This is a genomic window from Streptomyces prasinopilosus (genome assembly GCF_001419695.1).
In the GTDB taxonomy this organism is placed as follows: Bacteria; Actinomycetota; Actinomycetes; order Streptomycetales; family Streptomycetaceae; genus Streptomyces; species Streptomyces prasinopilosus.
In genome coordinates this window covers 1-7,088 of the sequence record NZ_LIRG01000097.1, presented here as the reverse complement: position 1 = coordinate 7,088, position 7,088 = coordinate 1, and the positions used below count along the sequence as shown (strand labels likewise).

Below are 7,088 nucleotides of genomic sequence, written 5' to 3'. Positions count from 1 at the left end.
CGCGGCCGGGGCCCCGGCCCGGGGGCACCCCCGGGCCGGCGGGGGGCTCCGGCACGTCCGGCGGGGTCACCCCGCCGGCGCGGTGATCTCCCGCTTGAGGATCTTTCCGCTGGGGCCGGTCGGCAGCTTGTCCGTGAGCCACACCTCGCGCGGGTACTTGTACGCCGCCACCCGGTCCCTGACGAACTCCCGCAGCTCGTCGGGCGTGGCCTCGGCGCCCGGGCGCAGCACCACCGCGGCCCCGACCTCCTCGCCGAGACGGGCGTGCGCCACGGGCACCACGGCGGCCAGCGCGACGGCGGGGTGCTCGTGCAGCACCTCCTCGATCTCGCGCGGGTAGACGTTGTAGCCGCCGCGGATGATCATGTCCTTCTTGCGGTCGACGACGTAGAGGTAGCCGTCCTCGTCCTGCCGGGCCAGGTCCCCGGTGCGCAGCCAGCCGTCGCAGGAGAGGACGGCCGCGGTCTCCTCGGGGAGGTTCCAGTACCCCTTCATCACGTTGGGTCCGCGGACGGCCATCTCGCCGACCTCGCCGGGCGCCACGTCCCGGCCCCCGTCGTCCAGGAGCCGCACCTGCACGTCCCGGATCGGGGTGCCGACGGAGCCGGCCTTGCGCGGCCGGTCGGGGTGGTTGAAGGTGACGACGGGGCTGGTCTCGGACATGCCGAAGCCCTCCAGCACCGCGCAGCCGAAGCGCCGCTCGAAGCCGTGCAGGATCTCCACCGGCAGCGACGCCCCGCCGGAGATGCACATCCGCAGCGTCGACACGTCGGCGTCCGAGGGGTGCTGGAGCAGCGCGGCGTACATGGTCGGGACGCCCTCGAAGACCGTGGCCCGGTCGCGGACGACGGCGTCCAGGACGGCCTGCGGGTCGAAGCGGGGGATCAGGGTGAGCGAGGCGCCGCTGAGGACGGCCACGCTCATGGTGCAGATCTGGCCGAAGATGTGGAACAGCGGCAGGCAGCCGACCACCACGTCGTCCGGGGTCATCCGCTGCACGGACACCATGTTGACCTCGGTGTTGTGCCGCAGTCCGCCGTGGGTGAGGGAAGCGCCCTTGGGGCGGCCGGTGGTGCCGGAGGTGTACAGCAGCACCGCCACGTCGTCGTCGCCGGTCTCCGCCACCTCGGTGAGCGGCTCGTGCCCGGACAGCCGGGCGGCGAGGTCCGCGGGTTCGACGGCCAGGTGCCGGACCCCGGCGGCGGCCGCGCCCCGCGCGCCCTCCCCCGGTGCCCGGTGCCACTCGTACAGCAGCACCGCCCCGGAGTCCTTCAGGTGGAACTCGGTCTCGCGCGCCTTCAGCAGCGGGTTCAACGGGACGACGACCGCTCCGGCGCGCAGCACGCCGTAGTACAGGACGACGAACTCCGGGACGTTGGGCAGCATCAGGGCGACCCGGTCTCCCGGCCGTACGCCCTCGGCGCGCAGCAGCGCGGCGGCGCGGGCGCTGCGCTCGTCCAGTTCCGCGTAGCCGGTGACCTGATCGCCCAGGCGGAGGGCGGGCCGCTCCGGCTGCCGCCGTGCCGTCTCCACCAGGAACTGTGCCAGGTTGGCCATGGTCTGCCTCCACGAATGTCGTCGTCGAAATCCGTTGTCCGCGTGGGCGCCGCCCACCTGGGACGCCATGGTGCTGCCCCGCCCGGGTGAGGTCCTATGGCCGGCGGGACAGCGTCCGGCGGACCCGGTTGTTCCCGGGGACAAAAACAGGGCGTTAAGCTGCGGAAATGGACTTGTCGGAGGTGGCCGCGGCGCTTCATGCGCGGGTTCCGGAGCTGGGTGAGCGGATGGCCCTGCGCATCCGTTCGCAGGTCGACGCCTACAAGGACGATTCGCTGACCCCCTTCGACTCGTTGCGCCACTCGTGCACCGCCAACGCGGCCCTGGTCCTGAACCACCTCCGCAGTGCGGACGTCCCCGGTCCGGACCCGAGCCCGTCCCGTGAGACCGGCCGTGTCCGCGCCGAGCAGGGCATGCCCCTGGCGGACACCCTGCACGCGTACCGGATCGGCTTCGCGTTCCTGTGGTCGGAGATCCTCGCGGAGGCCCGGACCCGTCCCGAGGTGTCGGACGCCGAGCTGGTGTCGCGGTCGGCGGAGATCTGGGCGCTGTTCGGCCTGTACGCGCAGACGGTCGCGACGGCGCACCGGGAGGCCACCGCCGAGCTGACCTCGCAGCGCCAGGCCCGGCGCTCGGCGCTGGCGGAGGCGTTGTTCACCGGCGTCATCGCCGACCGCACCACCCTGCGGGACGCCGCCCGTGAGCTGGGTCTGCCCGAGCGCGGGCCCTACGCGGTCGCCGCGGCGGTCGCCGACGCGCCCGGTGAGGAGCCTCTGGCGGGCATCGAGTCCGCCCTGCGGCAGGCCCGGCTGCCCTCGACCTGGCGGCTGCTGCCGGACCAGCAGATCGGGCTGGTCGCCCTGCCCGTGCCGGACGCGGAAGGCGCCCTGCTCCGGGTCCTGAACCGTGCCCGGGGCGCCCGTGTGGGCGTCAGCCCCCGCTTCGACTCGCTGCGGGACGCGCCCCAGGCCCTGCGCTTCGCGCGGCTGGCGCTGGCCGGTCTGCGGCGCACCGGCCCCGGCGTCGCACGGTTCGACGACGACCCGCTGGCCATGGTCGTCGCCGCCGCGCCGGCGGAGGCGGCCCATCTGACGGAGGTGGTGCTGCGGCCCGTGCTCGGCCTCCCGGCCGCGGAGCGGGCCCGTCTCCTGGAGACCCTGGAGCACTGGTTCGCCACCTCCGGCTCCGCCAGGGACGCGGCCGGGCGCCTCTTCGTCCACCCCAACACCGTCCGCTACCGGCTGCGCCGCGTCGAGGAGCTGACGGGCCGCTCCCTCTCCGACCCGCGAGCGGTGGCGCACATCGGCGCGGCACTCCTGGCGGTCCGCAACTCCGGGCCCGGGGAATCCGGGTCCGGGGGCTCCGGATCCGGGGGCTCCGGGCGTCCGCCGGGCGCGGCGGGCTGACGCGCGCCGTCCGTGCCCGGCGGCACCGGACGGCATCCCTGACCGGACCGGAACGTCCCCGAGCGAGTACCGTTGACCCGTTCGTAAGGAATACGAAGAACGCGTGGGTTGCAGATCTCTGACTCCTGGTGTTCCGGATGCCCCGGCTTCCACGGGGCAGGGACGGCGGGCGACCGGTCCGGCGGGCGGTGAGCGCACCGGGACGGTCCGTACATCGCCGCGGAGGAGGCGAACGAAGCAGTGACAGCAGACTCCCCTCGCCCTCCCGGCGCGTCGCCCCGCGCTTCCAGGGGTTTCGCGGCCCGCACGGGATCCGCCCGGCACCGATCCCGGCCCGAGGACCGGCGGCGGGACCGGCGTGACGGCGGTTCCCGGCCGGCGCGGTCCTCGGGCCGGCTGCGGTCCCTGCTCCGGGTGCGGAGCGTGGCGGGCCAGGTGTTCGTGCTGCAGATCCTGGTCGTGGCCCTGATCATCACCGCCGCACTGGTCACCCTCGTGCTCCAGGCCCGGCGCAACAGCACACACGAGGCCGAGGCGCGGGCCCGGGCCGTCGCCACGACGTTCGCGTACTCCCCGCAGACGGCGACGGCGATGACCGGCCCCGACCCGTCCGAGGTGCTGCAGCCGATCGCCGAGCGGATCGTGCGGGTGACCGACGTGGATCTCATCGCCGTGTACTCGCCGGACGGGGTCCGCTACGCGCACCCGGACCCCTCCCGGATCGGCAAGGCGGTCGTCGGCCCGCTGCGGCCGCCGACCACCCCCGAGACCCAGCAGATCGACACGACCAAGGGCCGTGCGGTGGTCTCGTACGTCCCCGTCATCGGGCCCGACGGGGCGATCGTCGGTTCGGTGGGGGTCGGGATCACGGTCCACAAGGTGGCCGGCATGGCGGCCGAGCAGCTGCCGGTGCTCCTGGGGACGGCGGGCGGGGCGCTGGCCGTGTGCGCGGGCGGCACCGCCCTGGTGAGCCGGCGGCTGCTGCGCCAGACCCACGGTCTGGGCCCGGTGGAGATGACACGGATGTACGACCACCACGACGCGGTGCTGCACGCGGTGCGGGAGGGGGTGCTGATCGTCGACGCGGACGGGCGTCTGGTGCTGGCCAACGACGAGGCGAGGCGGCTGCTGGAGCTGCCGCCGGGCAGGGAGGGGCAGCTCGTCTCCGATCTCGGCCTGGAGCCGGACATCGCCGGGCTGCTGGCGTCGGACCGGATGGCCACCGACGAGGTGCACCTCACGGCGGACCGGCTGCTGGCGGTGAACAAGCGGCTCACCGATTCCCGGGACCCGCGTTCCGGGAGCGTGGTGACCCTCAGGGACACCACGGAGCTGCGGACGCTCTCGGGGCGGGCCGAGGTGGCGCGCGAGCGGCTGACGCTCCTGTACGACGCGGGGACGCGGATCGGTTCCGCCCTGGACGTGGGGCGCACCGCGCGGGAGCTGGCGGAGGTGGCGGTGCCGCGCTTCGCCGACATCGCCACCGTCGATCTGGCCGAGGGGGTGCTGCGCGGCCAGGAGCCGGACGCGGCGGCCACCGGTCTGCGCCGTGAGGCCGCGGTCGGCGTCGACGCCGACCGGCTGATGCCGGTGGGCCGGACGATCCGCCTCGCCGGCGACACGCCCCAGGCGCGCTGCGTGGAGAGCGGGCAGGCCGTGCTGGAGGCGGATCTGTCCGCCGCCCAGGGGTGGCGGACGCTGGACCCGGAACGCGCCGAGCGCGTCCTGGACCACGGCATCCACTCCCTGATCGCGGTGCCGCTCCTGGCGCGCGGCACGGTGCTCGGCGTGGTGACCTTCTGGCGTTCGCGGGGTACCGAGCCGTTCGACCCGGAGGAGGCGCCGTTCGCCGAGGAGCTGGCCACCCGCGCGGCGGTGGCGCTCGACAACGCCCGCCGCTACACCCGCGAGCACGACCTGGCGGTCACCCTGCAACGCAGTCTGCTGCCCCGCGACCTGCCGGACCTGAGCGCGCTGGAGGTGGCCCACCGCTATCTGCCGGCCCAGTCCGGGGTGGGCGGTGACTGGTTCGACGTCATCGAGCTGCCCGGGGCGCGGGTCGCCCTGGTCGTCGGGGACGTGGTGGGCCACGGTCTGCACGCGGCGGCCACCATGGGGCGGCTGCGCACCGCGGTGCACAACTTCGCCACCCTGGACCTCGCCCCCGACGAACTGCTGACCCACCTGGACGACCTGGTGGCCCGGCTCGCCCGGGAGCAGGCCGCCCAGGACGAGGACGAGGGGCCCATCGGGGCCACCTGCCTGTACGTGGTCTACGATCCGGCCTCCGGCAGGTGCAGCGCGGCCCGGGCCGGTCACATGCCGCCCGCCCTCGTCCGTCCGGACGGCACCGCGGAGTTCCTCGACCTGCCCGCCGGCCCGCCGCTGGGCCTGGGCGGCCTGCCCTTCGAGAGCGTCGAGTTCGAGGTTCCCGCGGGGAGCCGGCTCGTGCTCTACACGGACGGGCTCGTCGAGGACCGCACCCGGGACATCGACGTCGGGCTGGAGATCCTGCGCGGTGCGCTGGCCCGTCCCGGCCGGTCCCCCGAGCAGACCTGCGAGGCCGTGCTGGAGGCCCTGCCGCCCGACCGCGCGGACGACGACGTGGCCCTGCTGGTCGCCCGCACCCGTGTGCTCGACCCCGGGCAGGTCGCCGGCTGGGACGTGCCCCGCGAGGCGGCGGCCGTGTCCCGGGTCCGCGCCGACGTCACCCGGCAGCTGGCGGAGTGGGACCTGACGCACGCGGGCTTCCCCACCGAGCTCATCCTCAGCGAACTGGTCACCAACGCGATCCGCCACGGCAACGTCCCCATCCACGTCCGCCTGCTGCGGGACCGCCGGCTGATCTGCGAGGTCTCCGACGGCAGCAGCACCTCCCCCCATCTGCGCCAGGCGGCGGCCACGGACGAGGGCGGCCGCGGCCTGTTCCTCGTCGCCCGTTACGCCGAGCGCTGGGGCACCCGGTACACGCCGACCGGCAAGGTCATCTGGACCGAGCAGCCCCTGGACGGGGCACAGGGTGATTCCGGCTCCTCCATGAGCGGCGACGACGTCCTCGACCTGTGGTCCGACACGACCCTCTGAGCGGGGCCGGGGGCCATGGGCCGTGGGCTGGGGCCGACCGCCGACCGCCGGCCGCCGGCGGTCGCGCGGAACCGGCCGGGACGACGCGTGAGCGTCAGGAGTTCACGGCGGCCCGGTCGGAATCGCCGCGCAGAACGCAGAACTCGTTGCCTTCGGGATCGGCGAGGATCGCCCGGCCGGAGCCGTCGGGGTTCCGGTGATCGGCGACCGAGGTGGCGCCGAGGCCCAGCAGCCGTTCCCCCTCCTGCTCACGCGAGGTCTCGGGGCGCAGACACAGATGGATCCGGTTCTTGGTCGTCTTGGCCTCGGGCACCTGGTCGAAGTACAGAACCGGGCCCTCCGCCGGCAGCACCCGGGTCTCCCGGTCGCCCGGTCCGTCCTGCGGATGCAGCGGACGGCCGCTCACCCCGCTCCAGAACCGGGCCGACTCGTAGGCGTCCGCACAGTCGATCGCCACGTTCTGCACCACCGAAACCATGCGCGCCGGCCTTCCCGACCTCCACTCCGGACGCCACCGGGTTGTGCCCGCCCTTCGCGCACGCGGCTCAGGCACACGGCAGCTCCTCCGGCAGTGCGCCCCTCCGCCTCCTCGAACGGGCTCCGGAAGCGGGCCAGGACGCTCCCTCACGCGCTCACGCAGGAGGAGGTGCCCCTCCCACCGGTGCGGAGGCGGGCCCGGCGGGCGTTCGACGACGCGGGCCGCCGTGATGAGCCGCCCGTGCGGGAACCCCTCACGGGTCAGGCCGAGTGCGATGCCGTGGGGCAGGTCGGGGCGGCGGTGCCGGGACGCACTTCCGCGCTCCGAGGGGGACACCCCGTCCCACAGGCGTGAGCACTTCGGCCACTTCTGTCCGGATGCCGCTCTTCTGAGCGCTCAAGTGACACATACCCGCCGACTGCTCACGGTTTTCGGTGAGGCACCCGTCCCCGGCCCCGCAGCGCCACAGCCTCGGGAGCCCTCCACCCTCCTGCCCGGCGGGACACCGACCTCGATCCGGTGCGACCGTCCGCGCGTCCGCGGGGACGGTCGCACCGGATCGA

The 7,088-nt window shown here is 74.5% G+C and carries 4 protein-coding genes; 2 read left to right on the top strand and 2 right to left on the bottom strand.

Translation table 11 applies throughout. From position 1 onward, the window contains the following. Positions 1-66: 66 nt before the first annotated feature. Entirely contained in the window at positions 67-1,557 is a 1,491-nt protein-coding gene (locus AOK18_RS05480; protein ID WP_055571766.1) for a long-chain-fatty-acid--CoA ligase, read from the bottom strand. Between the two features lie 167 nt (positions 1,558-1,724). Between AOK18_RS05480 and AOK18_RS05475 the strand changes: the two genes are divergently transcribed. Both AOK18_RS05475 and AOK18_RS05470 read left to right on the top strand, forming a co-directional pair. After that, positions 1,725-2,963 (top strand): PucR family transcriptional regulator, encoded by a 1,239-nt coding sequence (locus tag AOK18_RS05475; protein ID WP_240503073.1) that lies wholly within the window; start codon positions 1,725-1,727, stop codon positions 2,961-2,963. A 423-nt stretch (positions 2,964-3,386) separates the two neighbouring features. After that, complete coding sequence (locus tag AOK18_RS05470) at positions 3,387-6,047, top strand: SpoIIE family protein phosphatase (protein WP_055693569.1); 2,661 nt, start codon at positions 3,387-3,389, stop codon at positions 6,045-6,047. A gap of 94 nt (positions 6,048-6,141) precedes the next feature. Here the strand turns inward: AOK18_RS05470 and AOK18_RS05465 are convergent, their stop codons facing one another. Further along, the gene (locus AOK18_RS05465; RefSeq protein WP_055693568.1) at positions 6,142-6,525 is read right to left on the bottom strand and encodes a VOC family protein; all 384 of its coding nucleotides are present in this window, start codon (positions 6,523-6,525) and stop codon (positions 6,142-6,144) included. Positions 6,526-7,088 lie beyond the last annotated feature (563 nt).

Bases quoted from the DNA above. Each gene is read 5' to 3' on its own strand.
- AOK18_RS05480 (WP_055571766.1), bottom strand. From the start codon at position 1,557: ATGGCCAACCTGGCACAGTTCCTGGTGGAGACGGCACGGCGGCAGCCG.
- AOK18_RS05475 (WP_240503073.1), top strand. From the start codon at position 1,725: ATGGACTTGTCGGAGGTGGCCGCGGCGCTTCATGCGCGGGTTCCGGAG.
- AOK18_RS05465 (WP_055693568.1), bottom strand. From the start codon at position 6,525: ATGGTTTCGGTGGTGCAGAACGTGGCGATCGACTGTGCGGACGCCTAC.